35 protein-coding genes are annotated in these 25,112 nt (G+C 48.7%); 30 read left to right on the top strand and 5 right to left on the bottom strand.

Going from position 1 to position 25,112, the window contains the following annotated elements:
* Positions 1-319: 319 nt before the first annotated feature.
* Positions 320-1,024 (bottom strand): IS6-like element IS26 family transposase, encoded by a 705-nt coding sequence (locus C2U53_RS02595; RefSeq protein WP_001067855.1) that lies wholly within the window; start codon positions 1,022-1,024, stop codon positions 320-322.
* On the opposite strand from C2U53_RS02595, the gene C2U53_RS02590 reads away from it, so the two are divergent.
* From C2U53_RS02590 to C2U53_RS02570, 5 genes are all read left to right on the top strand, one after another.
* Positions 1,015-1,689, top strand: coding sequence for a hypothetical protein (locus C2U53_RS02590; protein ID WP_246876120.1), 675 nt, complete (start codon positions 1,015-1,017; stop codon positions 1,687-1,689). The genes C2U53_RS02595 and C2U53_RS02590 overlap by 10 nt on opposite strands.
* Before the next feature lie 82 nt (positions 1,690-1,771).
* Complete coding sequence (locus tag C2U53_RS02585; RefSeq protein WP_007372290.1) at positions 1,772-2,242, top strand: HAD domain-containing protein; 471 nt, start codon at positions 1,772-1,774, stop codon at positions 2,240-2,242.
* Positions 2,243-2,543: 301 nt separating this feature from the next.
* Positions 2,544-2,831, top strand: a complete 288-nt coding sequence (locus tag C2U53_RS02580; RefSeq protein ID WP_016241556.1) for a hypothetical protein — start codon at positions 2,544-2,546, stop codon at positions 2,829-2,831.
* A gap of 10 nt (positions 2,832-2,841) precedes the next feature.
* Entirely contained in the window at positions 2,842-3,240 is a 399-nt protein-coding gene (locus tag C2U53_RS02575) for a hypothetical protein (RefSeq protein WP_007372292.1), read from the top strand.
* A gap of 83 nt (positions 3,241-3,323) precedes the next feature.
* Complete coding sequence (locus tag C2U53_RS02570; protein ID WP_007372293.1) at positions 3,324-3,650, top strand: hypothetical protein; 327 nt, start codon at positions 3,324-3,326, stop codon at positions 3,648-3,650.
* A 362-nt stretch (positions 3,651-4,012) separates the two neighbouring features.
* On the opposite strand, the gene C2U53_RS02565 is transcribed toward C2U53_RS02570, so the two are convergent.
* Complete coding sequence (locus C2U53_RS02565) at positions 4,013-4,351, bottom strand: hypothetical protein (protein ID WP_007372294.1); 339 nt, start codon at positions 4,349-4,351, stop codon at positions 4,013-4,015.
* 237 nt (positions 4,352-4,588) lie between these two features.
* Here C2U53_RS02565 and C2U53_RS02560 point away from each other — a divergent pair, with 237 nt between their 5' ends.
* The 4 genes from C2U53_RS02560 to C2U53_RS02545 all read left to right on the top strand — a co-directional run bounded on the left by C2U53_RS02560 (position 4,589) and on the right by C2U53_RS02545 (position 6,521).
* Positions 4,589-5,032, top strand: a complete 444-nt coding sequence (locus tag C2U53_RS02560) for a hypothetical protein (protein ID WP_007372295.1) — start codon at positions 4,589-4,591, stop codon at positions 5,030-5,032.
* A gap of 118 nt (positions 5,033-5,150) precedes the next feature.
* Complete coding sequence (locus tag C2U53_RS02555; protein ID WP_007372296.1) at positions 5,151-5,492, top strand: hypothetical protein; 342 nt, start codon at positions 5,151-5,153, stop codon at positions 5,490-5,492.
* A 158-nt stretch (positions 5,493-5,650) separates the two neighbouring features.
* Complete coding sequence (locus C2U53_RS02550; protein ID WP_007372297.1) at positions 5,651-6,205, top strand: hypothetical protein; 555 nt, start codon at positions 5,651-5,653, stop codon at positions 6,203-6,205.
* A 49-nt stretch (positions 6,206-6,254) separates the two neighbouring features.
* On the top strand, positions 6,255-6,521 hold the full coding sequence (locus tag C2U53_RS02545; protein WP_007372298.1) for a hypothetical protein: 267 nt from the start codon (positions 6,255-6,257) through the stop codon (positions 6,519-6,521).
* 67 nt (positions 6,522-6,588) lie between these two features.
* Here C2U53_RS02545 and C2U53_RS02540 read toward each other — a convergent pair whose 3' ends face one another.
* From C2U53_RS02540 to C2U53_RS02530, 3 genes are read right to left on the bottom strand one after another with little or no spacing between them, the layout of a single operon-like run.
* Complete coding sequence (locus tag C2U53_RS02540; RefSeq protein ID WP_007372299.1) at positions 6,589-6,819, bottom strand: hypothetical protein; 231 nt, start codon at positions 6,817-6,819, stop codon at positions 6,589-6,591.
* Between the two features lie 43 nt (positions 6,820-6,862).
* Positions 6,863-7,321 carry an RES family NAD+ phosphorylase gene (locus C2U53_RS02535; RefSeq protein WP_007372300.1) on the bottom strand — a complete coding sequence of 153 codons (459 nt, stop codon included), beginning with the start codon at positions 7,319-7,321 and terminating at the stop codon, positions 6,863-6,865.
* The gene (locus tag C2U53_RS02530; protein ID WP_007372301.1) at positions 7,318-7,758 is read right to left on the bottom strand and encodes an antitoxin Xre/MbcA/ParS toxin-binding domain-containing protein; all 441 of its coding nucleotides are present in this window, start codon (positions 7,756-7,758) and stop codon (positions 7,318-7,320) included. Before C2U53_RS02530 ends, C2U53_RS02535 begins: the two co-directional genes overlap by 4 nt.
* A gap of 154 nt (positions 7,759-7,912) precedes the next feature.
* On the opposite strand from C2U53_RS02530, the gene C2U53_RS02525 reads away from it, so the two are divergent.
* The 21 genes from C2U53_RS02525 to dnaB all read left to right on the top strand — a co-directional run bounded on the left by C2U53_RS02525 (position 7,913) and on the right by dnaB (position 25,047).
* On the top strand, positions 7,913-8,230 hold the full coding sequence (locus C2U53_RS02525) for a hypothetical protein (RefSeq protein ID WP_007372302.1): 318 nt from the start codon (positions 7,913-7,915) through the stop codon (positions 8,228-8,230).
* A 41-nt stretch (positions 8,231-8,271) separates the two neighbouring features.
* The gene (locus C2U53_RS02520; RefSeq protein WP_007372303.1) at positions 8,272-9,114 is read left to right on the top strand and encodes a hypothetical protein; all 843 of its coding nucleotides are present in this window, start codon (positions 8,272-8,274) and stop codon (positions 9,112-9,114) included.
* Positions 9,086-9,364 carry a hypothetical protein gene (locus C2U53_RS02515; protein ID WP_007372304.1) on the top strand — a complete coding sequence of 93 codons (279 nt, stop codon included), beginning with the start codon at positions 9,086-9,088 and terminating at the stop codon, positions 9,362-9,364. Before C2U53_RS02520 ends, C2U53_RS02515 begins: the two co-directional genes overlap by 29 nt.
* Before the next feature lie 59 nt (positions 9,365-9,423).
* A complete protein-coding gene (locus tag C2U53_RS02510; protein WP_007372305.1) occupies positions 9,424-9,867 on the top strand; it encodes a hypothetical protein in 444 nt (147 codons plus the stop codon).
* 286 nt (positions 9,868-10,153) lie between these two features.
* Complete coding sequence (locus C2U53_RS29800; protein WP_007372306.1) at positions 10,154-10,318, top strand: hypothetical protein; 165 nt, start codon at positions 10,154-10,156, stop codon at positions 10,316-10,318.
* A 567-nt stretch (positions 10,319-10,885) separates the two neighbouring features.
* The gene (locus C2U53_RS02505) at positions 10,886-11,728 is read left to right on the top strand and encodes an HNH endonuclease signature motif containing protein (RefSeq protein WP_007372307.1); all 843 of its coding nucleotides are present in this window, start codon (positions 10,886-10,888) and stop codon (positions 11,726-11,728) included.
* 421 nt (positions 11,729-12,149) lie between these two features.
* Positions 12,150-12,401 carry a hypothetical protein gene (locus C2U53_RS02500; RefSeq protein ID WP_024196080.1) on the top strand — a complete coding sequence of 84 codons (252 nt, stop codon included), beginning with the start codon at positions 12,150-12,152 and terminating at the stop codon, positions 12,399-12,401.
* Between the two features lie 455 nt (positions 12,402-12,856).
* Entirely contained in the window at positions 12,857-13,378 is a 522-nt protein-coding gene (locus C2U53_RS02495) for a hypothetical protein (protein ID WP_007372310.1), read from the top strand.
* A 46-nt stretch (positions 13,379-13,424) separates the two neighbouring features.
* The gene (locus C2U53_RS02490; protein WP_008786584.1) at positions 13,425-13,694 is read left to right on the top strand and encodes a hypothetical protein; all 270 of its coding nucleotides are present in this window, start codon (positions 13,425-13,427) and stop codon (positions 13,692-13,694) included.
* 663 nt (positions 13,695-14,357) lie between these two features.
* Positions 14,358-15,611, top strand: coding sequence for a ParA family protein (locus C2U53_RS02485; RefSeq protein WP_007372312.1), 1,254 nt, complete (start codon positions 14,358-14,360; stop codon positions 15,609-15,611).
* Complete coding sequence (locus C2U53_RS02480; RefSeq protein WP_007372313.1) at positions 15,608-16,612, top strand: ParB family protein; 1,005 nt, start codon at positions 15,608-15,610, stop codon at positions 16,610-16,612. Before C2U53_RS02485 ends, C2U53_RS02480 begins: the two co-directional genes overlap by 4 nt.
* 39 nt (positions 16,613-16,651) lie before the next feature.
* On the top strand, positions 16,652-17,137 hold the full coding sequence (locus C2U53_RS02475) for a hypothetical protein (RefSeq protein ID WP_172745723.1): 486 nt from the start codon (positions 16,652-16,654) through the stop codon (positions 17,135-17,137).
* A gap of 40 nt (positions 17,138-17,177) precedes the next feature.
* Complete coding sequence (locus C2U53_RS02470; protein WP_008786582.1) at positions 17,178-18,809, top strand: ATP-binding protein; 1,632 nt, start codon at positions 17,178-17,180, stop codon at positions 18,807-18,809.
* A gap of 426 nt (positions 18,810-19,235) precedes the next feature.
* Positions 19,236-19,409, top strand: coding sequence for a hypothetical protein (locus C2U53_RS29795; RefSeq protein ID WP_009653096.1), 174 nt, complete (start codon positions 19,236-19,238; stop codon positions 19,407-19,409).
* Between the two features lie 41 nt (positions 19,410-19,450).
* Positions 19,451-19,768, top strand: coding sequence for a hypothetical protein (locus C2U53_RS02460; RefSeq protein WP_007372316.1), 318 nt, complete (start codon positions 19,451-19,453; stop codon positions 19,766-19,768).
* A 1-nt stretch (position 19,769) separates the two neighbouring features.
* On the top strand, positions 19,770-20,519 hold the full coding sequence (locus C2U53_RS02455; RefSeq protein WP_045269635.1) for a hypothetical protein: 750 nt from the start codon (positions 19,770-19,772) through the stop codon (positions 20,517-20,519).
* A gap of 20 nt (positions 20,520-20,539) precedes the next feature.
* Complete coding sequence (locus C2U53_RS02450) at positions 20,540-21,226, top strand: hypothetical protein (protein ID WP_016241554.1); 687 nt, start codon at positions 20,540-20,542, stop codon at positions 21,224-21,226.
* A 158-nt stretch (positions 21,227-21,384) separates the two neighbouring features.
* Positions 21,385-22,560, top strand: a complete 1,176-nt coding sequence (locus tag C2U53_RS02445) for a ParB/RepB/Spo0J family partition protein (RefSeq protein WP_007372318.1) — start codon at positions 21,385-21,387, stop codon at positions 22,558-22,560.
* A 185-nt stretch (positions 22,561-22,745) separates the two neighbouring features.
* Positions 22,746-23,255 carry a hypothetical protein gene (locus C2U53_RS02440; protein ID WP_223307977.1) on the top strand — a complete coding sequence of 170 codons (510 nt, stop codon included), beginning with the start codon at positions 22,746-22,748 and terminating at the stop codon, positions 23,253-23,255.
* The gene (locus tag C2U53_RS02435; protein ID WP_007372320.1) at positions 23,252-23,620 is read left to right on the top strand and encodes a hypothetical protein; all 369 of its coding nucleotides are present in this window, start codon (positions 23,252-23,254) and stop codon (positions 23,618-23,620) included. Before C2U53_RS02440 ends, C2U53_RS02435 begins: the two co-directional genes overlap by 4 nt.
* Before the next feature lie 14 nt (positions 23,621-23,634).
* Positions 23,635-25,047 carry a replicative DNA helicase gene (dnaB, locus tag C2U53_RS02430; RefSeq protein WP_007372321.1) on the top strand — a complete coding sequence of 471 codons (1,413 nt, stop codon included), beginning with the start codon at positions 23,635-23,637 and terminating at the stop codon, positions 25,045-25,047.
* Positions 25,048-25,112: the final 65 nt, after the last annotated feature.

Below are 25,112 nucleotides of genomic sequence, written 5' to 3'. Positions count from 1 at the left end.
TGCAGTCGGCTTCTGACGTTCAGTGCAGCCGTCTTCTGAAAACGACAAACAGCCAGAAAGGCTGTTACAGGCGATTTGATCTGCAACCTATTGGTTAAATTAATGTATCAAAAACGATGGTTTTTGTGACAGTCTTGAAAAGTCCTGACTTCTCCCGAAAAATGACTCCCCTCATGTAACAAAACTCGTTACTGTATCAACATAACAATAACCCCATAACTAATTAGCGAGAAAAGAATGAAAATCGGCTATGCACGTAAATCTACGGGCACTGTTGCAAAGTTAGCGATGAGGCAGCCTTTTGTCTTATTCAAAGGCCTTACATTTCAAAAACTCTGCTTACCAGGCGCATTTCGCCCAGGGGATCACCATAATAAAATGCTGAGGCCTGGCCTTTGCGTAGTGCACGCATCACCTCAATACCTTTGATGGTGGCGTAAGCCGTCTTCATGGATTTAAATCCCAGCGTGGCGCCGATTATCCGTTTCAGTTTGCCATGATCGCATTCAATCACGTTGTTCCGGTACTTAATCTGTCGGTGTTCAACGTCAGACGGGCACCGGCCTTCGCGTTTGAGCAGAGCAAGCGCGCGACCATAGGCGGGCGCTTTATCCGTGTTGATGAATCGCGGGATCTGCCACTTCTTCACGTTGTTGAGGATTTTACCCAGAAACCGGTATGCAGCTTTGCTGTTACGACGGGAGGAGAGATAAAAATCGACAGTGCGGCCCCGGCTGTCGACGGCCCGGTACAGATACGCCCAGCGGCCATTGACCTTCACGTAGGTTTCATCCATGTGCCACGGGCAAAGATCGGAAGGGTTACGCCAGTACCAGCGCAGCCGTTTTTCCATTTCAGGCGCATAACGCTGAACCCAGCGGTAAATCGTGGAGTGATCGACATTCACTCCGCGTTCAGCCAGCATCTCCTGCAGCTCACGGTAACTGATGCCGTATTTGCAGTACCAGCGTACGGCCCACAGAATGATGTCACGCTGAAAATGCCGGCCTTTGAATGGGTTCATGTGCAGCTCCATCAGCAAAAGGGGATGATAAGTTTATCACCACCGACTATTTGCAACAGTGCCATCTGGTCAGCTTGCGTGACACCGTTGGTAGCAATACCGCTTTTCATAGCCATCACGGCAGAGGTTACAGCACCGATCAGCGTAATGCCCGGGTTTACACCCGCGAGGAAGCACAACGCGCATGGAATACGGGACGGGAGTTTGACCTGCCGGTTGATGCCGATGCAGTCGACCGCCATCTCGTGTTTCATGTTGATCATCAGTTTGTACCGGGAAAAACCATTCTCTCCGAAAGCGCCACCAAATATGTCGGCTTCGTTAATGGCCAATGGGACGGAAACGATCTGTTCTGGCTGGCTGATGCGGGTACTACCACGGATTTTTCCCTTGCCAGAGTTTTTGACTCACCACAGGCAGATAGACCTGATGTCGTCTGGTTACCCCATCACATCCCTGACGCTGCAAAGCGCCCTACCTTCAGTGTTGAGCGGATAGACCGCCGTAAAATGACGCAGGGGGCCGGTCTGCTGATGCCTGCCTGGCTGAAACGCCAAAATCGCCGACAGTCAAAGGGGCTGACTCGCTGGAATTGCCCCGGGTGTGGCCGTATTTCATGGCAACAGAATCCGTATGATTTTGATGGTTGCCGGTTCTGCATATAGTCAACTACCGCGAGAGGCCTCTATGTTCCGATTATTACAGAAGTGGTTAGTCAGGTTTACCTGTCAGGACGATATAGATTGTATGTCGACCCGGCGCTCTGCGGGCGAGTTCTGGCTGGAAATAGATGCCCGTCGTCACTGGATTTTCCTGGACATCGACGGTGTACTCCACCGGGCGGAAAACGGGTCACTGGAGTTTATGCCTGTGCTGGATCACGTGCTGACGCAATGCCCGCAGACGGGAATTATCCTTTCCACAAACTGGCGTACCGGCGTACCCCGGGAGATGGTGCTGAGTCATTTCCCTGCGGGTATACGCGATCGGATTGCTGGACTCAATCCCGATCTGGATGGGCTGGTGAATAACCACGTGCGTTATCACGAATGCATGGCGGTCGTTAAACGGTTCGGCCTACAGCATTACACCTTCGTGGACGATACCGCTCGACTCTTTCCAACTGACTGCCCTGCCCTGTTCCTGACTCACCGGCACGAGGGGCTGAATGCAACGCAGGGTAGCGCTTTGATAGACCGGATTCGGTTAATGAAATGACCGGTTTAAGGCTGAATACAAATTATTAATGAGGATGCGTTATGAATGAAATCCCACAATACGTCTATGACCTGATCGGTATTTGCCTCTTTGTTGGAATGTGGGTCGGAGGCGTTCTGCTTATTTGGTTTATTTTCTCTAATGGAGAGAGCGACGAATAGCCAGGCAACTGGCGCAACTGATGTTGCAGGATGGCCCCAACAATATCTTACCTGCTTACGCTCTGATTACCCGCGCAACGCTTCGTCAGAAGCGGAAAGCTGGGATAATGAATATATCCCGTATACACCAGGCTATCCCAATGAAAATTACTGTGTTTACTGCCCCTGATTGTCCGAAATGTCGCATGACGCTTACCCGCTTTTCTCTGGCTGGGGTGGACGTGAATGAGATCCCGCTGGTGGACAACGCAGATCTCGTTCGCCTGACACAAAATACCGGTGCGCCGCTGGTGGTGGTGGTCAACGATTCGGGCCGTGTGACGGGTTGGGGTGGGTTCCGGCCAGATCTTATTGCGACAACTGCCAATGGCTGGAGTGTCGGGTCACTCGATATCCCCCCGTCGCTGGTTAATCACGTCCTTCACTGAGGTAAACGCCATGCACAATATCTCTGTCGAAATCCCTGCGGCCCTCGGCGTACATCCTCCTTCAGGAGCGGATGTCGTGCTTATAGACGATCTGAATAACGCCCTCGCCGGTGCTGGCTTACCGCAACTGAAGATAGAGCCGATAACGTGGACACCGCCATCAGGCCGACCGGTGATCTACCGGTCTGAGGTTCCCGATATCCTGCGCATTGCAGGTATAAACCCTGACACCTCTGACATGGTGAAAACCTTCTGTTCCGGGCCACTGCCGATTGACGATAACGAGCTGGATGCCCTTCTGGAGATGCGCGAACGGGACGGTCATAGCGAAAGCTTCAGGATCGCGCTCTGTGGGGCGCTGGACGCGATTCTCATTCGACTCTACTCAGCAGAGCGTCAGCTTCGTTGAAACGCCAGTAAAGACGCTGGTGGCCTCATATGAGGTATCAATCGGCTCGGTTCCGTCTCAATAATTTAAAGAGAGCACGGTATATGAGTCCTGAAGAAGAAAAAGTGCTGCATCAGCGGCTGATACAGCTTGGCGATATGATGGGGGATGGCCTGCACTATGAGCGCGACGGTCAATGGATCACCCGGGAGTACAAAGCCACGTTGCGGGCGCTGGGGCTTTTGAAGGCTCCCAAGCGTAAGCATAACCCGACCAAAACACTCGCTGTGGATGAGCGAATGGCACAACGTGTGAAGGACGTAGCCTGTACCCAGTGCGCCGGGAAACTGAAACAGGTGCGCTCCGGGTCTCTGAAAGCGCAATGCACCCGGTGCAAAACCAAGTTCACCCTCCTGAAAACCATTAAGTAACTATACCCGCAGCTGGTGGTCACCCCACCAGCATAAAATATACCCGAAACTGTGACACCTGCGCTTGCCTGCCTCAATGTCGTGATAGCTGACAACCCCCACGAAGAAAACAAACCTCACACCTGCGATCGTCGTGATGCAACGATTTTGTCGAGCCAATTATATGAAGAGACTGTTATGAAAGACTTCCATTTCCTGTATGTCGAACTCCTGGTCGAATTGCTTCGACTGGTCAATTTTCTTCTGCCGTTGTGGTTTGGTAGTTGAAAATAGCAGGTAATACCCGGGCAAGACCTTCCCGTTTTTTTAAAATAAAAGGGCGCACATAGCGCCCTGTCAGAAAGGTATTTTGAAGCAGCAGACTACTTACGAAACTCCCATTGTTTAATCAGCTTTTTGACAAACGTCTCGCCATAGATCTCATGTGACTCCATGTATGCACAAAGCTGTATCAGGGTCATCATGCCATCGCGAAGGGTATCGCATGACTCGTTACGGCAATAGGCCGTGAGTTTGTACATATTCGCCCCGCAAACGTCCGGGTTGTAGAGATTAACAATCAGGCTTGCCGCGAATTTCTTTCTCTCTGCGATAGCGCCCAGATAAGCCAGCTCCCTTTTCAGGTCTTCCGGGATAGGTGTGACAGCACACGCTCGCGGGTTCAGGTTTATCTGGATATGGTCAAAGTCGAGTTCCTGCATTGTCCTGGTTCCTTCTGCTGATATTCGGTATCCGTCTGCCGGGCCACACGATTCTGCATGTAATGCCCTTCATATCACCATTGTACCGGATACCTGCAATTTGCCCCGTAACTACCGGTGCTGATGATAAAAAATATCTTTATTTTGCGAACGATATACACCAGTCCGTCCTGATTTCGTCAGCTGAATTGTGCCGGGTAAGCTGGTTGCCATGTGAGTGACCTAATGGAGAACACCATGCAGCACACTGCAACCACACACCCGCAACCGGCTAACACCGTGAGTATCGTCAGTACGACCTACGGTCAGACGCTGGTGGTACTGAACGGGAAATGTCTCTACTGCGCACCACCAGAGCGAGGAGACGAAGCCCGGCAGCTGGCATCAACCACTGCCGGGGCACTCAACGTGCCGGTCGATGTCGTCCACCTCGATACATTTGCTACCGATACAACCGAAAGCCAGCTGATGGCCCGCTTTGAAAACCAGAATGCCGGGCCGTGGTATAGCCATGCGTTTACCATCGCGTTCAGTGTTGAATACCCGGCGAAGAGTAGCGATGACATTCCACCAGCGGAATTACACCGTGCATTGATGAAGCGGGCCAGAGAGTTTACCGGTGATCTGGATGCGCTGGTGGAAGCCTGCGGGGCATCTTATGACAGTTATCAGATGGGGTAACTCCTGCTGGAAATGACCGCATTCTGCTGGCGTTTTCAATGAGATATCGCCAGCCGCTTTGGTAGAGTTTTCCAGATAGCAAGCGAACATCATAGCCAGTGGCAAGAGGTAAACCTATATGAATTCTGTCTGTCTTGATTACGAGAAAGTGGATTTTCTGGCGAATCTCCTGATCCCCACCCTCGCCAGACACCCCATCAGTAACAGTTTCCCGGAGCGCGGCCTCGCACTTAAGGAAAAGCACCCTGAGCTGGTGGGCTGGCCCGAGCGCAAACTGGGTGAAGTGGAAAATTACCAGAATGCACTGTCCAGACAGCTACCGAGCCTGAACAGCATGTCCTTGCCGGAGTTTATCGACTTCATTCTCACCCCGCATGTCGCGGAGTATGTTCTTGAGCAGGTTGGCACTCCGCTTGCTGAAGAAACCATGCAGCTGTTTATGGCGAAAGTGAAGGCATAACGCGGTTTTCAGCCCCATATACTCCAGATCATAACCGGCCTTAATGGTCGGTTTTTTTTGTGAATTTTCTGCCCCGAAAGCCTTCGTCACCTGCGGGGAGCGTGGTTAACTGGTTATGTAAACAAAACGAACAACACACATAACTACAGGGGTCTACCATGTTAAATCCAGCTATCTGCGCCATGTTCATGTTTCAGGGCTTCCAGCATGAAGTCTCCCGTCTGACCGCATTATCAGTGGCTAATCCTATCCCCCTCACCTTCAACTGTGACAGCGTACAGACAATGATCTGTGAAACGCTGGCTGGTGGCGAAATTGAATGTGCTCACTGGATGTTGGATGCCGCAGAGCAGATCTGTAAAGCCTGCGAACCTGCGTATCAGGCATCTGAAGAACCGGGAGTCTGGTACTACGACATTGCTGAACGTCTGGGCGCTGAAGTGGCCTGCCGTTGCGTAAAAGGTGATATCAGCACTGACCAATTGGTCGCTGTTGCAGTTAACCTCACTGAGTCATGGAACACGCTGAGCGAAGACAGCAATCAGGAGCCTGATTGCGGATCATATGAAAATACCGTCAGGACGTTGGTAGAACGTGCTGATACAGCAGAAGCGGCTTGCGTAGAAGCAGTCAGAATCCTTGATGGTGGTGAGCGGCAGGCGTTATCAAAGGCGATAGCAATTCTTCGCCCTGTGGCCGCAACGTTGCAGTAGATAGTGGCAGAACACCAATACACACAACACTCACTACAGGAAAATGACCATGAAACTCACCGTATCGACTCGCCCGGTAAGAATTGAAGGGAATTATGTCTCTGTCGTCTTTAATCGTTCCCATAACTCCATGCCGGAAACAGCAGAGGTTAAAAATGCCGATCAGGCGCGGGCATTCATCAACGATTACATCGCCCGTAATATCAACGAAACGCCGATGCATCTGGTGCTGACAAAAGAGGGCCGGGCATTTGGCGGGTTCGACGCGCTGAATAGTAGCCTTCCGCCCGCGATTGAATCATCAACCCGTTTGTAATGACTGACTGGTGGCGCTCAGTGAGGAGCGTCACCCGGCATCACGGAGGGAGTTGCAAGAGTTCTGATTAGCCTTTCCTGACCCACGCCCAAAGCATCGCACCCGCCAACACCGTCAGCATCAGAGCAAACACGGAACCAACCAGACTCGCATCGCCATTCTTGCCGGAGTAACCGCAGGTTTGAGATGCGTCACCAACTGCCTGACAAATTGAATCGGGATCAAGTCCCCAGTAGACAAAGGCGAACAAGGCAATTACAGAGATAAACGCTTTAGCGACTTTCGCTTTCTGAATCATCAGAGACACCTCAGTTCGTCAATGCCGGGGAGTTGCCTGTGTGTTATTTCAGGCGGGAATCAAACCGGAACGGAATTTTCTTAACCGTAGCCATCAGGTCAAAGAGTTCAGGGTGTGCCGGATTCAGCAAGTAGTTAAATTCAACCGGAGACAACGCACTTGGAATACGCAGCGCGATAGAAGAACCGCTTTCAGCCCAGTTATCACCGTAGAGCGCCAGCTCAGCAGGAGCATCCTCACTCGCCCAGTTATCAGGGAGACGGCTCATGTCGAAGGTCTGGATCTGATCATCCGGTACATCAAGACTCAGCAGTGTAAAGTCGTCCAGTAACTGCGGCGCGTGAATGTGTACCAGCGTTTCAAGCATGGTAAGGCTGGCCGTTTCAGACAGGTAGACCATTGCAGTGCCTACGCTGTTCCAGCGGCCCCCCGCTTCTTTCGCACCCAGACCAGACCACGCAGTCATCAGATAACGGGTCTTGGTCAGTCGGTAAAGGATCACGAGTATACCCCGTGCTCAATACGCGTAATCAGGCGCATCACTTCAAGCGCACCTGTCTCAGAAGAAACAAGCTCTGCCGGTGATTTCCAGCTCAGACCACGGTTCGCTTCGTTCAGCCATTTGTGCGCCGCTTCTTTGTCACCTTCAAACAGCTCTACAGCGCGTTCAATTACGCGGATAATGCGCACCAGACGTTCGCTCTGATCGGCAGTGAAACGGTCTTTGATGCTACGATTAAACGTCGTATTAGGTATACCCGACATTTTGCGCAGCTCAGACGGCGTGATGTTAGCCCATTCAGAAATGTGCTTAGCTACTGTGCCATCGAGACCGTGATTGATTTTATCCATCAGCGCGATACCGTCATTATCCAGCCCAGCAACCTGCCATAAGCAGTGCTGATTCGTTTTGGTAACGTCTGGAGAAAAAACTTTCATCGTCATAACTAGCCCTCCCATTTGGTAATTCAATTATACCATATGGAACACTAACGGCAATCTTTTAACCATCAGACAACCTCAGCGCCCTTCGTCACCAGCCCCACCTGCCAGATAATAGGTCAATAACGACAAAACTATGACAGGGGGCATCATGCCGAATCTCTTACGTTATGACCAACTGGACTCCTCACGTCAGCCAGCAGCGCGGGCATCAGCCGCTAGTGGCGAATTATGGTGTGCCCGCAACAACGTAAAAAAGCAGGCGGCAGCGTCAAAGGCCGCAATTCACCAGGCAATCAATGATCAGCACCGCATTACCCGGCTGCGAAACACCTTTTCGCTCGCGAAGGATATGCGTGAAAAGCCGGTCGTCTGGATTGAAAAGCGCATCCTCGAAAATCTGTGCATGTTCAATGAGCAGGGCGATATGTACCTGTTCACGCAGCAGAACTTTGTCAGCAAACTCTGAACCTCCGGCCCGGCTCGTCGGGCCATTAAAAGGAAACCGATATGACAGACTTCATTGATAAACTGGCAGCGAATGGTGTGGCCTTTACCCTTCAGGACGGACGAATCATCGTTGAAGGCGATCTTCGTGTCGGGTTTACGCTTGAGCCAGAAGATCCGGCAATTCCCTGCGACTATATTCCCGCGAATCTGACCGTGACGAACACCCTGACCATTCTGTCGGGCATTCATAGCATCCCTGCCGGGCTGGTGGCCCGCAATCTGTTTATCAGCTACTCTGAGCTGGAATCTCTCCCTGACAACCTGACCATTACCGGTACGCTCATGGCGAATTCTTCACGTCTTAAGTATCTGCCGGAAAATCTGACGGTGGGCCGCGTTCTGGACATCATGTGTACTGATATCGCCTATCTGCCGGATACGCTGAAAGTAGCTGGCAGTATGATGCTGTCAAACACCCGTATTACCACTTTGCCGGATAACCTGCATCTTGAAGAAAATCTGGCCCTCGAAGCCATGCCGTTGCAAGCGTTGCCAAAAAACCTGAAAGTGGGCCACAGCCTGTATCTGGATGCTGTGGCTCTGAAGCGGATCCCTGAGTGTATATCGTGCCCCGTGATTAACCTGGTTAACCCTGGTAATTTTGAAAATGTCGCGTCAGTCACCGGTATCGGCGGAAAGCCTAACCGCCATGTCTATGCGCTACGTACAGCGCTTGGCGTTCGCGTATGCATGTACGATTTGTCTGTAGACCCGGAAATATTTGGTCTGCTGGTACGTGGCATCTATGATGAACCCACGGCTGAACTACTTGATAAGGCCGCACAACAATGTATTCAGCGTCTGGAGGATATGTATGCTTCTGAAAACGCAGTTCGGCACTGACTCGGGTATGATTTATACCCGGAAGGTGTATCTGCATTACACCGACACTGACGGGCATTCACGCAGCAAGCTGATAAAAGGTTACTACTACCCGGGCGAAGTCCCGGTTGAGTCGTTTTCAGAGCGGGCACTTGCTCCTGGTATGCGCCAGCTGTTGAGTTGCCGCTGCGGCGCAATAAACTGGGTCGCAACTGGTGGTATCAACGAATACCAATGCGACTGCTGCGCAAAGGAAATAACCGTTTACTGACGGTCTGCACGGGGATACCGTTCGACCGGCATACCCATGACAATAAGAGCAGGTGCTAAATGACAAAAGAAGAATCACAATTTTATGCTGGTGCAATCTGGGCCGCATCGACCATTTACCGGATGCATTCTGACTCGGTGGTAGCGAAAGATTTTCTCCGTGAAATTAACGATCTGGATGTGGCAGCAAAATGTGGTGCTGAGTACGACGTTCTCCCATTACGCCTGTTTGTTTTGCGCGATTTACCATTGGGCCACGATGCGGATTATGAAGCCATCAGCTTCGGGCCGGTAGACCGTCACGGCAATATCATCTGCGATCACTCTCAGACTTCGGTCACCGATATCTCCGGCCAGCGAGCGTATGGGGTTTATGCCCGCCGTGCGGGTGAGTCGAATCTGACGCTCATCGACAATCTTGATGATGAAGAAGAAGCCGAACCACTGGCGAAGGTGCTGGCTGAACAGCTCCAGCAAATCAAAGAAGGTCGCTACGATATTTAAGCGTTAGACCACGTACTGCTGGTGGCAATACACTGGCGATTAAGGGGGTTAAGTGACTTAAATGATCCACTGACCTGTCTGTGTAAAGCCTGTTTATCCCAAAGCCGTCTGGTTCACCAGGCGGTTTTTTTATGCCCGGAATAGCAAGCACAACACAAAACGAAACCGATATTATCTTTCTGAAAATACAGGGCTTTTTATGCCCTGGTTTTCTTCGTCACCTGAGTCACTCACCAGATACTGGATACAGAAGCCACAACATGTAACCCGTTATCAGGAGCGACCCATGAAAGCACAAGCTGTTCGTAATCACTCTTTTGGCTCACTGAAGCTCAGCGCAAGCAATGCGGCAGCAGCCGCGCTGGCGCACCCGGTAACCCATTTCTTCATGCTGTTCGCCATCGTGATGTACCTGGTCTATGGCGGTGTAGTACTCGGCATTAAGCCGTAGCATTCCCTGTGGCCGGTCGCCCAACCGGCTTTGCCTCCAACCCTTCTGGAGGTAGTTGTTAACTTCCCCGGTAAACCGGGGATTTTTTTACCCGTAGTTCCAGCGTTCGCCACTGGAGCTAAAACCCACCAGAGCGAATTCCGTAACATAAGCGCTTCTTCTACGTCCGATCAGTACCTTACCCTATGAGCAACCCGTCACACTCTGCTAGCCTTCCTCCCGGAATGAACGACACTCTGATGTCCCTATATATCGAACCGGATATGCCTGGTATCGATGATCTCGTTATAACAATTATTCGGCTTCGGCGTGAGGGCTGGACAGCATCTGAACTGACTTTCCGTATACTTTCGTCAGTTGCATATCAGGTGATTCCTCCAGAGGCGTTTACCGACCCTAAGCATCACCTCCTGAAAGAGTATGTCAGTTTGTCCCGTGAGTTCGGCCTAGTAAGCGGGGCAAGACATAATGCTCACCTCCGTGGTGTCATTCGCAGATGGATAATGTCGGGAATAGATAGAGCAGAGGTAATACGCCGCGTTCTTTTCTCCCCGCACTATTCAGAACATGAGGAAGATAACCAATCTGATTCGTTCCCTCGTTCGTCGTAACAACCGGGTGGCATTAACGCTTTTTCCCCGAATGTTCCGGTACAAAGCCTTTGGCGTGGTTGAAACAGGATCTGGTTATCCGCGACGGCCTGAACATCAGGAATCCAAAGTTTGTCTACTGGCAGGATATCTCAGAGTCCAGGAAGAAATTCGTGCTTCTCAGGCCCGTCTGGCTTTACTAAATACTGAAATCGAAAAGGAGAATGCTCAGGAGTACGCACGTAACAAAATTCCGGCATCACGGTTGGCTCACTTCAGGCTCTGGTTCACTCGCCGATTTGGTAATGACACATCCCGTTTGATTGAGTCCGTGGACACCTACTGCGAGGAGCAGAATCCAGTAATGGATGAGCAACCGGCTGTATTGCCATTACCACGCGGTCACCTCCCCCATGCAGATATCCGTATGCGCTCCCCGAGCTTCCGCCGAGAGGTTAGCGTTCGCGATGTGCATGTCCAGTCTCAGTTCCGTGAGTTGGTGGATAAGAATTTCGGAAGCCTGTGCGCGGTATCGGGCAAACACCTCAACGGTGTGCTGGAGGCAGCACATATTGAACCAACATCCGTAGCAGGCTGCTATAACGCCAGTAACGGCATTTTGCTATCACCAACATTCCACAGGCTGTTTGACACAAACATGATGGGTATTGATCCTGATACACTACAGATTCACTTCGCCAGCGGTATAGAGTTCCCTGAGTATGAAGGGGTCTGTATAAAACCGTTGTTCTACAATCTGGATAAAAACAGGCTCGGGGCAAGATGGCTTGAATTTAAAGTGAAATCACCTGCGGAGTAAGCCCTCTCCCCTCTTCCATCTCCCTGCCCTATCCAATCTATTTATTGGAAAGGCATAGCAGCATGGAGATAAGTAGCACACAAGTAACTCACCGATAATTCACATAAAAACCATATCAAAACAAATCAATCAGTTTATCGCATTTCCTAGCGCACTTTTAATTCACATTTTATGGACTTTTAATCCAATCCTCTCCTGTTCACTTTGAATTTAAGTGATATCAGTGAATGATAAGGTACGAATAATTCACTAAATAACAACTATGTAAATTCAACAGCATAAAAACCAGAGCGCTATCTTCGGACTGGTTCCAGTAATTGATGGTTTGAGTCCGGCCCGCATGTCATACTGATTTATATCTTTCGTGTAGCCCTGCGGTAGGCACGATTTCATCCCAATACATCCAGTGGCATGTGACTATATGATCGACCAAGCAGAGTTAATGAAGAGTGTTTTAGCGGTTCTGCAAGCCAGAAACGTGTCATTATCAGAGAGCCCTACGCGAATTCTGATGATGCTTCCAACACGGTTACGCGTGAATGTCACTGTAATCGATGCTCAAAATGAACCGTTAACCGCGACACTGATGCTGGATCAGGAAGGTCAAGTGACCTGTAAGCTGGCAACAGACCCCGCTGATACCGTCGTTGATATCAGTCGATATAGAGTATGATTTAAATCTTCGCGTTCCAGCCAGCCGTTCCCAGCTTCGTTGTAGAATATTGCAATAAGCCAATCCCCAGCCAGCCCTGTAATGTAACCGAAGAAAATCGTGCGCAATGCGCACGTAAAAATGTCTGCCCGCCACGCGGGCAATCGCCGTCCAAAAGCTTCGCTCTCAAGCGAAGCAGGCACGGCATGTAAATTCGAATAGAGCCCTCACGGGGCGATTAGGCGAATTCGCGGCCCGCTAGGGCAAAGTCTCAAAGCGTATGGGGGTTAACACCCCCAAAACGCTGTGGAGACTGTTGTGGCTTTTCGGAACTACGATCCCGAAGTACTGACTAAGGGTTGCGGCTGCCACCAGCCCGGCTATCAGGCGACCCAACAATTATTTCTCCGTATCACTTCGTCACCTGCTCAAGGTGATTGAAAATAGAATCACAATTAGAAAGCGGGGAACACACAATGAACACTCAGACAAGAATCAAATTGAAAGGCCTCAAAATCTATACTGGCATGAGCCAGGAAACAGTCTGCTTTAACGCTACTGTCCTCTTCGACGGGCTGAGCATAGGTACAGCTGATAATGATGGGCATGGTGGCGAAACTCGCGTACTGTTCGAACCAGGAAAAAAAGAGCTGTTCCGCCAGGCCGAATCATATGCGAAGGGTCTTCTGCCAATCTGCCTTGGCGAACACAATGGCAAGCCATTTCTCATAGACTCAAACCTGATTGAAGTAATCGACCAGCTTGTCAGTGACGAGGAGCGTAACCGGAAAACTAAATCAAGTTTCAAGAAGGTTTACCGCAAGAAAATCTGCGTCTTACGCGAAGGTAGACTTTGGACAGTGGGCTACAAAAGCCAGGCTCAATACGCTTCATACATCGCACAAATCAAAAAAGAACATGGCCCTGATATCGTTATCCTGGACGATTTGGAACATGATGAAGCTTTCGAGCTGTACAGTAAGCACTTATACGCCTGACCATCAAGCGTGGTAGAATTGGATAATTCTAGCGCAGAGGATCACTATGAAAGTTAAAGAGCTTATCGCCCAGCTTCAGCTACACGACCCTGATGCTGTTGTCGTAATTGCCGGATTTGAAACCCAGAGTACTGGACTGGTTGCCGAGGCCGATACTATTAAAGAATGCGTGACAGTTCCTGTCCAAGCGGACAGCATGACGGGTGACCGTTCGTTGGCAAAGGAGGGTTCACCTTCTGTCTGGTTGGGATGGGGGAATGATTACCGCACGGAGTTCTTCGTTAGTGCCATCAACGACCCGGACGAATTAGCCTAACTATATCGAATACCCAAGAGCCTCTACTTCAGAGGCTTTTTTATTTGATGGGTCTTACGGGAAACCTTGTCATTCATTTACCAATAGTTGCAGGGCGTATCCTCCAGCGCTAAGTCACTTAACCCCCTTAATCGCCAGCCAGCATCTCCGGGTTCTGCCCGACCCGTGGATTACTTAACACCCTTAATCGCCAGTCAGCCTCTCCGGGTTCTGCCCGTACCGTGGGTCACTTAACCCCCTTAATCGCCAGCCAGCCTCTCCGGTTTCTGCCCGTACAGTGGGTCACTTAACCCCCTTAATCGCCAGCCAGCCTCTCCGGTTTCTGCCCGTACCGTGGGTCACTTAACCCCCTTAATCGCCAGCCAGCATCTCCGGGTTCTGCCCGACCCGTGGGTTACTTAACCCCCTTAATCGCCAGTCAGTCTCTCCGGGTTCTGCCCGCCCCGTGGATTACTTAACCCCCTTAATCGCCAGAAGAGAAAGATGATGTGTCATTGAACTGCATTTCGAGATCGCAAAATGAAGAAAAAACAAAATAGAATGTTAGCGTCTCAATCTGATTGCCGTTACAATTATACGCATAGAGCGTCATTTTACGCATTATACGTAAAGTATACGCATATGCGTTTAAATTCATAATTCAGGTTTGAGGGTATGACGAGAATGAATCTAATAGATAAAATTGCCCTTGTCGGGCAACGCATGAAGTCCGAACAAATTTCATTGAAAGAATCGTTACTGGCTTCTTCCCGGGTATCTGTATCAGATGACAGTGTGGAGGGGGTAGATCGCCTTATCTATAACCACTGCCTGAATAAAAAAAATCTCTCCGACTTCTTTGGAAAATCTCGAGTTACCTTCAATAAAATTCTCGCTGATCTCGAAGAAAAAAGGCTGGTGGGTCAACCTATTTATCAGAACAAAAACCACCTTTATACCCGCTGGGATGTCCAGAATATTATGGATGCCCTGGGTTATCCGCGCTATAGAGATTACTACCAGAGCCGAACAATCATTGTTCAGAATCATAAAGGTGGGACAGGAAAAAGCACGACCTCAGTGGCTCTGGCTGTAGCAGCAGCACTTGATCTCCAGTTGAATGCCAGAGTTTTAGTAATTGAATGGGATCCGCAAGGCTCTATTGGTAGCGGTATGATTCAAAGCGTATCTGAAGACGACGTATTCCTGACTGCAATCGACGCAATCCTGGGCGTGTATGAAGAAGGTTCTGAATATAAAAAATACCTCGACATGGGTTACTCTGAGGCTGAAATCATTGAGAATATGCCGTTCTCAACCCATCTGCCAAATCTTGATGTAATTACTGCGTTCCCAACCGATGCGAGATTCAAAGATAAATACTGGCAGTGCAGTAAAGAAGAGCGCACTCAGTTGTTGCTACGATTCAAAGAAGTGATAATGCCAGTCCTGAAAGCTAAGTATGACCTTATTATCTTCGATACCCCTCCAGAAGACTCGCCAATTATCTGGGCCGCTGATGAGGCCGCTGACGGTATTCTTGTCGCAGTTTCTCCGCGAGAATACGACTATGCATCCACAACTGATTTTATGCTGACGATCAGTGAGCGATTCCGTCAGTCTCCCAATAAAGGTGAAAATATTAAATGGTTTAAAGTACTGGCCGTTAACGTCGATGATAAAAGCCCATACGAAAAAATAGTCCTCGATAAGTTAATTCGAACCGTTCAAGACCTGTTTATGGCAACCAATATCAAAAACTCTGAAGCATTCAAAGCAGCTGCGTCACGGGGTAGGTCGGTTCTCGATATTAAGAAATCTGAAGAGTTATGTTCACCAAAGCAGCTGGATATTGCCGAAGAATCCGTAATGTCCGTATATCAACAGTTTATTAATGAGATAAAGAGTTTTTCAGCGAAGGAAGGAGTTAACGCATGAGTGATGAACAGCATATCGGAAACGATAAATCGCGTTATCTAAATACGCCAAAGCGAACCGATGTAGGCCACCGTTCCGGGTTAGCTAACCTTAAGAGTCCCCCTCGCATTAAGAAACTCTTTACCCTTCATAACGGGCGAAAACTTGAAGCTGAGCACGTCACTGTAGCAGCTGAAAATGTCGCTACTGAGACCGCCGTTCACCCAATGAACCCGCGAAATCAGGAAGCGCTTACCACAAACGCAGTACGAGATATCCTGCAACAAATTGAGTCAAGGGGTGTTGATACTGAAGGTGTTGCCGTTAAACGTGATGGCGTGTACCTGCTTATTGAAGGTAGCCGCAGACGTTTTTGCTGTATTGCGGCTCAAAAAGATCTGCCTTTATGGGTGCTACCAGATGATCTATCAGCTGAGGACATCAAGGCGATTATTACCGCTGCACAAACATCACGCCGATTCTCATACCGAGAGGTTGGGCTTCAGTATCTGGAACTAATGCAGGAAAAAGGATTCACCAAAAATGAAGAGCTTGCCCTCTTTCTTGGCATAAGCCATGTGTCAGTCTTTAAACGTATTCAGGCGGCGCGTATTGACGGTTCGTTGATAGCTCTGTTCCCGGATTATGAAGGTATACCAAACTCCTTCTACAGCCGGTTGTCCAAACTTCAGAAATACGTAGAGAGCAACCTTTTCATTCTTGCAGATGTAGTTGATAGGGTGAAAGAAGAAATTGCTAATCTGGACATCAGTGACATCCCGGAAGCGCAGAAAATTGTCATGGCGCAGATCACAAAGGCGGTTGAATTACTCGATCAAAAGCCACCTGCAAAAAGTTGGGAAACCCGTGATCTGGCTAATTTTGCTAATAAGGACAAATACGCCCGTATCAGCAAAAATGCATCAGGCCGTAAAGTTCGCTTTGAATTTAACCGAATGAGTACCGAGCTCATGGCAGAAATTGAAGCATTTATTACGGATAAACTGAGTAGCGAAAAATAACAATTCGCCATTGCTTGATTATCGAAACTGCACCTCCTGGTGCAGTTTTTTTTTGGCCGCAAACCTATTCGTCAGGAGGAGACACCGGTTGATAATAGGAAAAAAACAGCTCATGAGGTGGCTATGCTTTCGGAAAAAATTGTAACCCTGTTTTCAAATGACGCATTAAAGCGTTTCACGATTCTTGAGGCTTACGCCGAGCTAAAACGTCAGGGTACTTTTAGCGTTTTCCTTTCGTTCATCGATCCTCGTACTGATTGTCTCGTAGAGGGTAACTTTCAATTCTACCCGAACCCCGTTAAGACCTACTCAAACATGGGAGTATGCTATCTCACTGAACATCTTGGGCTAACGTTAAAAATCCCAAGCTCTATGGAATGGTGGGCTACACATGAAAAGTCAACATTTCATAACCAAGACATCACCTATCTGAAGGAGGGTGAATACGTAAAGGCAACCATTAAACTGGAAATAGGCTCGCGGATCAGAGTTCCTAATGCGTTCGAAGTTGCCCCTTCCATGTGAACTTAAGGCATATCAAAGTAAATTACTGACGAGGACGGCTATGGCACTCACGATAAAAACAGAAACACTAAAAGCTACCACAAGCCCAACATTTGAGGCTTTACGTAATCGTTATAGCCACCGTAGTTCTGACGATGAGATTGCCGTCGATCCGCTATGTTTATCTCGGGATGATCTGAATGAACTTTTACAGGCATGTCGTGGTGATGGAGAGTCAAAAAATCGACGAGCTCTTGAATCGATCATCACTGCACTGGAAGGTGATTTCGATAAGCCTGTGAGCAGTTTTCCGGCATTCGGTCGTGTGTTACTACAGTATCTGAAGTCAAATCGAATTGATGGCTGGATATACCGACGCGGTCATGACGGCAACCTGTACCCCGGTCTTGTTACAGCAATAAAAGAAGTAAAATCAGAAAAAAACTCTGACCGTCCCCCATCACTATTGTTACAAATCAGCTGGTATGGGTTCGGCGAATATTCGCACTCCAAAAAGGTTTACGGAACCCAGCTTACCGCCCTGAATTTCGAGCCTAATGAGGTGGCGCGGCGCAGTGTCGCTAAGACACTGGCCGACCGTGATATCTACCATGAAACGCATGAGCTGAAACAAGAGTACCTGGAACAACTAACGCGGTTTAAGGAAGTGGTCGACGGGCAATTTGGCAATCAGTTTAAAGCAACCGGCAGGGCTGTCAGAATGGAATCGTATAGCTACAGCGACCGGAATCTGGAAATAGCAGGGCATAAACTGATACACGATTTGCCTGATAGTGAGTGCGATGCCTACGGTGCAGAAGTGGAGTCGCCTCTTTTTGAAGATGACCAGTTTGGCCTTTTACCCGAAATTCCTGTGCAGCGTTATTTTGATCTCTCGCTGCAAGACTTTATCTGGATACATGCCAATAACGTAGAACCATACAAGTATGATAAAGAACTGCCAAAAAAGATGGTTTTGCCGGAAGACCACCGTGATTTACTCGATATACTGACCACGGATATCAGCGCTTTCACCAGCGATATTGTTGAAGGGAAAAGCGCGGGTAACATCATCATGTGCGTGGGCTCACCCGGACTTGGGAAGACATTAACTGCTGAAGTGTATGCAGAGGTCATTGAACGGCCCCTGTACTCAATTCATGCTGGCGCACTGGGAACCAACGCCGATGACATTGAGAAAAATCTGCGGACGATTCTGACCCGGGCTAAACGCTGGAACTGTGTCCTGCTTCTGGACGAAGCCGATGTGTTTGTCATGCAGCGTGGAGCATCACTGACTCAAAATGCCATCGTTGCGGAGTTCCTCCGTACACTGGAGTATTTCGATGGGTTGATGTTCATGACAAGCAACCGGGGTAGTGACATCGATGAGGCTATCATACCAAGATGCGCTGCAATCATTCACTATGATGTGCCGGAGAAATCAGATGCCCAAAAGATCTGGAAGATTATGGGTGAGAACTTTGGCGTGAACATTCCTGATGAACTGGTCAGATCACTTGTAAACACTTACCCAGAACTTCCACCACGTGACATCAAGATGTTGCTACGGCTCACGTTGCGAATGAGCGTGAAAGAGCAGGGGAGTGGTAGCATCCCGACACTGGATATTGTGCGGAAATGCGCGATGTTTCGTGGGATAGAACGAAAGGGAAAAGAAAAAGCCCTGTGATAACGATGCCGGGTTCGCCCGGCATACAACCTGCTGGCCCAGCCCAAAGCAATCCGAGTTCTTCAGCAAAAGCAGCAGCGTGTCGGAAATAACTGTGTTATAACAATTCAGGTGATCATGATGAGAAGTTGATAACAATGTTTAAGCTAAGTCCCATAAGAAAAAAAACAAACAAGCTGCATAAACTCCTTAATAACGGCTATCGTTTCGTAATCATGCATGAAGATGAAATTATTGAACCCTTCCGCTACGAAATAGAAGCCAGACGAAAACTATTCTTTGGCAGAAAACTCCTTTCTATTTCCGACCTCATCGACTCAATAAACGATAGTGTAAAAACCCAAGCAAAACGCGCCCCTTAACTATTCGTCACCTGAATAACTCCAGCTATGATAAACATTATTATCAAGCTTAAAGGTGATACTTATGAAACCGTTTGGGATTTTCTATTCAGTAGAAGGCTGCACTTGTTCACTGTGCCGCTCGCGTGGCTATCGTAAAAACAATGCATACGATAGATCTCTTCGTGTAAGCAAACACCGCGCCCGTCAGCAGGCCAAGCGTGAAATCCGCTCCGCCGTATTCAGCATCGACAATTAAGAAAGGTTGATGATAAATAAGAAGAATAACGAGGATAACAAATGACTGATGAAAACCAAATAAAGGTGCTGTTTTGCATTCTGCGTCGTCGATTCGTGGATTATGTCCCTGAGTTTGAAAACTGTGTAGAAGAACGGGAAGTCATCAATGAAACGCCGAAGGGTTACCGTATGTCCGTCTCCTACGGCACATCAGTTTACCTGCACGCGGATTATGAGTTTTTCGAATCACGTCAGGCAGCGTATCAATGGTGCGCCCGCCGTGTGACCGCTAGCATTGAGAAGATGAAACAAAAAATGCAGGCGGCAGAAGCAACAAAAATAAAACTGATAGAAGCATCCGGGAACTGTGGCGAATAAGATGACACCACGTCAAATTATCCTCTCACATATTACAGCTGAGAAAGCACTCCCACGAGGAACGCTGATCTGGTTATTCTACGAGAATGCCGATGATTTAATCAGCCTGAATGAAGTGGACGATAATCTTGAAAGGTGGCATCAACGAGTTGGGTCGCCTGAAGAAATTCAGGTGATACTGGATATGCCTGATGACGATTCAGAAGTCTGGCTATTCAGCCCAACAAAATTATTCTCCCCACGGGTAAAAACCCCCGTTCTGACAGCCAGAGATAGGGCAGTTGCTCGCTATGGCGTTTCTCGCGTTATGACGGCGGAGAAAGTTGTTTTTCTGTATTCAGGGTATCTTCTGCACCTCTATAGACAGGCATATGGTTTCACCGGCCCTGCGCCTGAAGTTCGGGTCAACTGGAGTGCCAAACATTCATGGGGCGGCAGGAGCTCAATCACTATTTCACCATCGTCCATTTATCCTGACAGTGATACACCGCGCTATCGCTACCATGAGTACGCACATATAGAGCAGCGTAAGGACATCGGAGCATTTTATTCAATCAATCAACTGGATCATATCAAAGGCGTAGTGGCACATGAGCTTGCGCACTTTTGCCAGCGCCACACTGGAAAAGATAATTTTAAATTTGGTTTTCCGGTACTCCCTGAAAAAGATTTCAGAACGGCTCATGGTGATGGGTGGCAGTTCTTGTATGCATTTTTCAGAACAGAATTAAATAAAAGAATTCAGCGATAACCCAAAAAAAGGCATAACCAATGTACCTTCTTTCCATTTTATTATTTACATTTGTTTATCTGTTATCCTTTAATTCTGTTATAGAGGAAAATAGAGACCGCTATTCCATACAGACTTTTGCAATAGTGATGATCACGATATTCCTGATATCAATGCCAGTAACAACAACTTTTGTGTCGTTGATGCTTGAAGAAAACCAGAGAGAGCATCGTGATTTGATTTCCTTCCTGCAAATCAATTCCGTTTGGTTCGCAGGAGCCGGGGGGCTGGTGGCTATCTTCTTGTCAGCCCTGACAATGGTTCGCCTGAAGCAAAAACGTATCCGTCACAAAACATCGAACCTTAACCTCATCGTTGTGGGCCTTTTCGCGGGCGTAGTCTCTTTTGCCAGCGCGTATAAGCATCTAGCTTTCTTCAGTGGGGATGATGCGGGAGTGTTTTTATATGAGGCTATACCAGCCATCGATGACATCGACTGTAACGCGCCAATACTCCTGGTGAAATGGGAACCTGACTCAAAGAAGCCAACTGCATGGCGATGCCCTACGGGCGTTGCATTCAATATCAATAGTCCTACTCCATTCCTACCTTGGGGTTCATATGAGGAAGGGGAGAGTTCAAAACTAAATGAAGTGATGACAATTTTGATGAAAAATGCGGTCAAAATCGAAAAACGTCGCCATCTTGATGTCATCATTACGAGCTAAGGCCTTGTAATCACTGGATTACAGGGCTTTTTTATGTACCCGAAAAAAAAGAGACATTTTGTCCCCAAATACGCTTCGTCACCTGTTTGGTGTGTGTTTAACTGGATTTACAGCAAGCAACGAACCTCGCGACACAATAACTAAAGCGGAGAAACACCATGAACACCGACGTTAAAGCTATCTTCGAACAAAGCCGTACCCTGGAAAATCTGGAAGGCGCTGCGGTACTGATGCGCAGCTTAGACAAAGCGCCATCATCACTCCGAGCACTGAGCGATTTCGTAACCAAAGCGCGTAAAAGCGGCAATACGGAACAGTTCGAAGAAGCCGATATCGGGCGTAACAACGTCTTTGCGGTGAGCCCGTACTGGTTGTTTGTGGAAGAGGGACTGAACCTCCGCGACGTAAATTATGACCGTGCGGTAATGTTCAAACACGCTTATCTGGAACGTCCTCAGTCAGTGCCTGTCATCCGCGTTAAACCAGTAGTAGTGGAAGGCGTAACCCGCCTGAAAATCATTGATGGCCACCACCGTTTTGCTGGCCTGATGATGGCGATTGCTGAGGGCGCGAGCTTCCAGAAAATCACCGTCGAGGAATTTGAAGGCGGCAAGGACGAAGAAGTCTACAACATGATCGAGAGCGCCAACTCCCTTCAGTTGAAGATGGTGGAACGCGCTGAAGGCTTCAAGCGCCTGATTGGCTGGGGTCACACCATTGAGTCGATTGCTCAGCGTCTGGGTGTCTCTCTGGTCACCGTTCGCCGCAGTATCGTGCTGGCAAACGCTGACTTCAGCATCAAGATGCTGGTGAAAGAAGATAAGGTATCTGGTGACGTTGCCGTTGACGTTATTAACGAATGTCAGGGTACTGACCGCGACCCGTATGAAGTCCTGATGGAATCCCTGAAAAAGGCAGAAGGAGCTGGGAAAACCCGCGTCACTGCCAAATTCGTGAGTTCCAAGAAAAAGACTGGCCTGAAACCGAAAGTTATCCGTAAAACCTTCGACAGCCTGTTGCCAACCCTGAGCCAGCTGCGCGACCAGATCCCGCCGCAGCCGGAAGGTGAGCATGAAAATCAGATCGAAATTACGGAAACCGTGCCGGAAGAAGTCGTCTTACGCCTGACTCCTGAAATGGCCCGTACTCTGATGGCTACCCTGGCTGAACTGGAATCAGCAAAACAGGCAGAAGATGCTGAAGCTAATGGTGACAACGACGGTGATAGTGCTGAAAACAACGGCGGTGCTGACGATGCGACTGATGCCGATACCGATGGCGCTAACCAGCAGAATGGTGAAACTGAAGAGACTCAGCTGCACCCGGTGTACTAACCTCCCAGCAGGTCTTTAACAGACCTGCATAAAATTCCTTTTCATTCTGATGGGCCGGATAAACCGGCTCATATTTTTGCACATATAAATGGCCGCATTTTGCTGCCTTAAATTTTTCGATGATAGACAGGAGCGCATTAAAATATCAGGGTTATAGACTTTTTTGGATAGCAATGGGGGTCGCGTTGAATATTCAGACTAATTATATCGAGCTGCAAAATTGGCTCGAAAAGGCAAAAAGTATTTATTCCTCCGCAGGATGCCCGCACGAAAGAGTTGATGATGGCATTTTAAAAATTGCAATGCAGGTAGCGGCTATTAGAAAAACAAAACCAGATATGCTGCATGTATTCCTTCAGGAGTTAATTACTGAGTTCAAGGGTTATAAACTCATTCAGTGCCGATTCAATAAATCCAATTATGAGCATTTTGTTATGACCCCGGAAATTCAGATTCTGATCGGTGGTCTTATGGATAAAGCGTCAGAGGGAATAATGCTGGCTTCTATCTGCCACATGCTACAGGTAGATACGTTATCCGAACTTCTAAGCCTAATCCCAACGGGAATGCCAGACACCGATGTACTGGATGCGCTATGGCGTGATCAGAAGACGCCCGCAGGACTGAACCTGCTTGATGACTTCGTACTTCTGGATACCGTTGCGCTGGCTAATAAGCGGGGGATTGCTGCATGAATGTATCGGCGTTGATTAGTAGCCTCTATGTGACCGTTATCGCCGGGCAGGAGCTGGAAGCAAAAGCTCTGGAGCATCACGAACGCCGTACAGCTGGTCGATTTTGCCGAAAAACACTTTCTGTCCACGCGGTGAAGCGCAAGCCCGGGGTGGAATTTCTGGCGCGGCTGAAAGTCAATTACGCCCGCGCCAACCTGACAAACTGCGACCCCGGTACAGTAGCCGAGCTGAGGCTGGTGGGCCGCTCTGATGAAGCGAATGAGCTCTCTGAAGCAATTCTAAAGGCAATAGCATCCAGTTACCCGGAGTTGGTATCGGAATGCGCACGACAATTACAAAAACAAAAGCTATTCCAGAACCTCTGAGGCCACTTATGACTATGGCGGACATCTCGTTTACCGAAACAGGTGAGACAAAGCAAACAGCTGAATACAGCTTAAAAACCCCTCCGCAATCGATAGAAGCGGAACAGTCCGTGCTGGGCGGGTTAATGCTTGAAAACCAGAGATGGGATGATGTGGCAGAAATCGTTAGTGAGCAGGATTTTAGTTCTCGACCGCATCGCTCAATTTTCTCTGCAATGAGATCGCTCGTTGCGAATCAATTCCCGATTGATTTGATAACCCTCGCTGAGCACATCGAAAACGAGGGAGAAGGTAAGCTGGATAGTCTCGGCGGTTTCGCCTATCTGGCAGAACTGTCAAAAAATACGCCCAGTGCGGCAAATATAATTGCCTACGCGCAGATCGTCAGGGAACGTGCCGTAATCAGGGAAATGATAAAAGTTGCCAACGAAATAACCGAGGCCGGTTACAACCCGGAAGGTAGGACAAGTGACGAATTGCTTGATCTTGCAGAAAGCCGGATTTTCCAGATTGCAGAGCAAAGGGGAAATAAAAGCGGTGGGCCGGAAAATATCAGCAGCATTCTGGACAGAACCGTTACCAAGATTGAAGCCTTGTTCCAGCGTCCCCATGACGGGGTCACTGGAGTTGATACCGGCTACGTGGACGTGAACAAGAAGACAGCCGGTCTACAGCCCTCGGATTTGATTATTATCGCTGCCAGACCCTCAATGGGGAAAACTACGTTTGCAATGAACATCTGCGAGAATGTATCGCTGACAAACGATAAGCCCGTCATGATTTTCAGCCTGGAAATGCCTACGGAACAGCTCATGATGCGCTCACTGGCATCGCTATCACGCGTCAACCAGACCAGCATCCGAACCGGACAGCTCGATGACGAGGACTGGGCCCGGTTATCCGGCACAATGGGACTGCTGCTGGAAAAAAAGAACATTTACATTGATGACAGCTCTGGCCTAACACCTATGGACGTTCGCTCCCGGGCGCGTCGATTGTCCCGCGAACACGGTGGGCTTAGCCTCATTATGATCGACTACCTTCAGTTGATGCGTGTACCGTCGTTATCTGACAACAGAACTCTGGAAATTGCTGAAATCTCCCGATCTCTGAAAGCACTGGCAAAAGAGCTGAATGTACCGGTAATCGCTTTATCGCAACTAAACCGCTCGCTTGAACAACGTGCCGATAAACGTCCGGTAAACTCAGATTTGCGAGAGTCAGGCTCCATTGAGCAGGATGCTGACCTGATCATGTTTATTTACCGTGATGAGGTCTATCACGAAAATAGCGATATGAAAGGTATAGCCGAAATTATCATAGGTAAACAGCGCAACGGGCCTATAGGGACAGTACGTCTCACATTTAATGGTCAATGGTCTCGATTTGATAATTATGGTGGCCCTGAGTATCATGATGACGACTGACCATAAAAGCTACTGACCTTATCCTGATATTTAATTAAAGGTTTTCGACTGTTTAATTTCGCCAG

Source organism: Citrobacter sp. CFNIH10, assembly GCF_002934585.1.
Lineage (GTDB): Bacteria > Pseudomonadota > Gammaproteobacteria > Enterobacterales > Enterobacteriaceae > Citrobacter_A > Citrobacter_A amalonaticus.
Note: the sequence above shows the minus strand (reverse complement) of the source record. Positions and strands in the feature narration are given on the sequence as shown.

Coding starts and splice junctions, on each gene's coding strand:
- C2U53_RS02565 (WP_007372294.1), bottom strand. CDS start 4,351: ATGCAGGAACTCGACTTTGACCATATCCAGATAAACCTGAACCCGCGA.
- C2U53_RS02490 (WP_008786584.1), top strand. CDS start 13,425: ATGAAAGTTAAAGAGCTTATCGCCCAGCTTCAGCTACACGACCCTGAT.
- C2U53_RS29795 (WP_009653096.1), top strand. CDS start 19,236: ATGAAACCGTTTGGGATTTTCTATTCAGTAGAAGGCTGCACTTGTTCA.
- C2U53_RS02595 (WP_001067855.1), bottom strand. CDS start 1,024: ATGAACCCATTCAAAGGCCGGCATTTTCAGCGTGACATCATTCTGTGG.
- C2U53_RS02520 (WP_007372303.1), top strand. CDS start 8,272: ATGACAGACTTCATTGATAAACTGGCAGCGAATGGTGTGGCCTTTACC.
- C2U53_RS02510 (WP_007372305.1), top strand. CDS start 9,424: ATGACAAAAGAAGAATCACAATTTTATGCTGGTGCAATCTGGGCCGCA.
- C2U53_RS02515 (WP_007372304.1), top strand. CDS start 9,086: ATGCTTCTGAAAACGCAGTTCGGCACTGACTCGGGTATGATTTATACC.
- C2U53_RS02495 (WP_007372310.1), top strand. CDS start 12,857: ATGAACACTCAGACAAGAATCAAATTGAAAGGCCTCAAAATCTATACT.
- C2U53_RS02480 (WP_007372313.1), top strand. CDS start 15,608: ATGAGTGATGAACAGCATATCGGAAACGATAAATCGCGTTATCTAAAT.
- dnaB (WP_007372321.1), top strand. CDS start 23,635: ATGGCGGACATCTCGTTTACCGAAACAGGTGAGACAAAGCAAACAGCT.
- C2U53_RS02530 (WP_007372301.1), bottom strand. CDS start 7,758: ATGAAAGTTTTTTCTCCAGACGTTACCAAAACGAATCAGCACTGCTTA.
- C2U53_RS02590 (WP_246876120.1), top strand. CDS start 1,015: ATGGGTTCATGTGCAGCTCCATCAGCAAAAGGGGATGATAAGTTTATC.
- C2U53_RS29800 (WP_007372306.1), top strand. CDS start 10,154: ATGAAAGCACAAGCTGTTCGTAATCACTCTTTTGGCTCACTGAAGCTC.
- C2U53_RS02560 (WP_007372295.1), top strand. CDS start 4,589: ATGCAGCACACTGCAACCACACACCCGCAACCGGCTAACACCGTGAGT.
- C2U53_RS02485 (WP_007372312.1), top strand. CDS start 14,358: ATGAATCTAATAGATAAAATTGCCCTTGTCGGGCAACGCATGAAGTCC.
- C2U53_RS02470 (WP_008786582.1), top strand. CDS start 17,178: ATGGCACTCACGATAAAAACAGAAACACTAAAAGCTACCACAAGCCCA.
- C2U53_RS02450 (WP_016241554.1), top strand. CDS start 20,540: ATGTACCTTCTTTCCATTTTATTATTTACATTTGTTTATCTGTTATCC.
- C2U53_RS02585 (WP_007372290.1), top strand. CDS start 1,772: ATGTCGACCCGGCGCTCTGCGGGCGAGTTCTGGCTGGAAATAGATGCC.
- C2U53_RS02435 (WP_007372320.1), top strand. CDS start 23,252: ATGAATGTATCGGCGTTGATTAGTAGCCTCTATGTGACCGTTATCGCC.
- C2U53_RS02505 (WP_007372307.1), top strand. CDS start 10,886: ATGAGGAAGATAACCAATCTGATTCGTTCCCTCGTTCGTCGTAACAAC.
- C2U53_RS02575 (WP_007372292.1), top strand. CDS start 2,842: ATGCACAATATCTCTGTCGAAATCCCTGCGGCCCTCGGCGTACATCCT.
- C2U53_RS02460 (WP_007372316.1), top strand. CDS start 19,451: ATGACTGATGAAAACCAAATAAAGGTGCTGTTTTGCATTCTGCGTCGT.
- C2U53_RS02545 (WP_007372298.1), top strand. CDS start 6,255: ATGAAACTCACCGTATCGACTCGCCCGGTAAGAATTGAAGGGAATTAT.
- C2U53_RS02445 (WP_007372318.1), top strand. CDS start 21,385: ATGAACACCGACGTTAAAGCTATCTTCGAACAAAGCCGTACCCTGGAA.
- C2U53_RS02500 (WP_024196080.1), top strand. CDS start 12,150: ATGATCGACCAAGCAGAGTTAATGAAGAGTGTTTTAGCGGTTCTGCAA.
- C2U53_RS02580 (WP_016241556.1), top strand. CDS start 2,544: ATGAAAATTACTGTGTTTACTGCCCCTGATTGTCCGAAATGTCGCATG.
- C2U53_RS02455 (WP_045269635.1), top strand. CDS start 19,770: ATGACACCACGTCAAATTATCCTCTCACATATTACAGCTGAGAAAGCA.
- C2U53_RS02540 (WP_007372299.1), bottom strand. CDS start 6,819: ATGATTCAGAAAGCGAAAGTCGCTAAAGCGTTTATCTCTGTAATTGCC.
- C2U53_RS02550 (WP_007372297.1), top strand. CDS start 5,651: ATGTTAAATCCAGCTATCTGCGCCATGTTCATGTTTCAGGGCTTCCAG.
- C2U53_RS02525 (WP_007372302.1), top strand. CDS start 7,913: ATGCCGAATCTCTTACGTTATGACCAACTGGACTCCTCACGTCAGCCA.
- C2U53_RS02570 (WP_007372293.1), top strand. CDS start 3,324: ATGAGTCCTGAAGAAGAAAAAGTGCTGCATCAGCGGCTGATACAGCTT.
- C2U53_RS02555 (WP_007372296.1), top strand. CDS start 5,151: ATGAATTCTGTCTGTCTTGATTACGAGAAAGTGGATTTTCTGGCGAAT.